This is a genomic window from Acetobacter estunensis, assembly GCF_011516945.1.
GTDB classification, from domain to species: Bacteria; Pseudomonadota; Alphaproteobacteria; order Acetobacterales; family Acetobacteraceae; genus Acetobacter; species Acetobacter estunensis.
Window position 1 is genome coordinate 1 of the sequence record NZ_WOTH01000103.1, and the last position, 959, is coordinate 959.

The 959-nt window shown below is 57.5% G+C and carries 1 protein-coding gene and 1 pseudogene; both read right to left on the reverse strand.

Annotated elements, in window-relative coordinates:
- Window positions 1–100 precede the first annotated feature (100 nt).
- Window positions 101–403, reverse strand: a pseudogene (locus GOB87_RS16465) (transposase); the annotation flags it as partial.
- 99 nt (window positions 404–502) lie between these two features.
- The coding region (locus GOB87_RS16470) for an IS5 family transposase (RefSeq protein WP_166319189.1) at window positions 503–959 on the reverse strand (457 nt) is incomplete at its 5' end.

A 959-nucleotide genomic window follows, 5' to 3' on the forward strand; every position in this document is an offset into this window, starting at 1 on the left:
TAACCCCGGACCAGATGGCCAACAGCAACGCCGTCAGAAGGGCGGCATAACAACAACCGGGTATAGCTTATCAAGCCCGCAAAACTGTCCGAACGGACGGGACCACCTCTAGAATATGGTTCATGGATTCCCATCTTCCCTCGCGGATCCAACGGTAGAAATAGCCCTGTACGGTCGTGAAGGCCGGAAAGTGCCGGGGCAACTGCCGCCATTGGCAGCCGGTCGTGACGATATAGAGGATCGCCTCCATGACCCGGCGCAAATCCGTACGTCGTGGTCTGCCCAGCCGTTTCTTCTCGGGCATCAGCGGCTCAATCAGCGCCCACTCCGCATCGCGCAGGTCGCTTGCATATTCCAGGTCGTCCCTTTGATACTGCGCTCGGGTGATTTCAGTCCAGGCCATCTTGATCTCATCAGGTTCTCGCAGACCCATGAATCATAACTCACTGAAATCACTCAACTCATTTTCGGTCAGACACTCAGAGCCCGATCCGAAAGTTTTTCAAGCTTGATAATGCCTTGCTGTCCGTCGTGTGAGCATGCGGATCGAGGCGATCAATGTCCATGCGGTTGAAGAAGCAATGGACTTTTCCCAATCTTTGGCGAGCCGCCTGCACCGTCCCAGCCAGGCGAATGTCCGTTCAACCACCCAGCGGCGCGGCAGGATCTGAAAGCCCTTCGCCGTATCGGGCCGCCTGATGATTTCGATCGTCCATTTTCCCATGGAGGCGAGCGCGGATCGCAATTTGTCGCCAGCATAGCCGCCATCAGCGAAGATGTGGCGCAGCCAGGGAAAGCGCCTGCGTATTGCCGCCAGGACATCAACCTCCCCATCACGGTCCTGGATGTCGGCGGCATGAACGAGGAGAAAGATCAGGAAGCCGCAGGTATCAGTCACGATATGGCGCTTGCGGCCCTTGACCTTCCTGCCCGCGTCATAAGCCCGAAAGCCCGCCGCT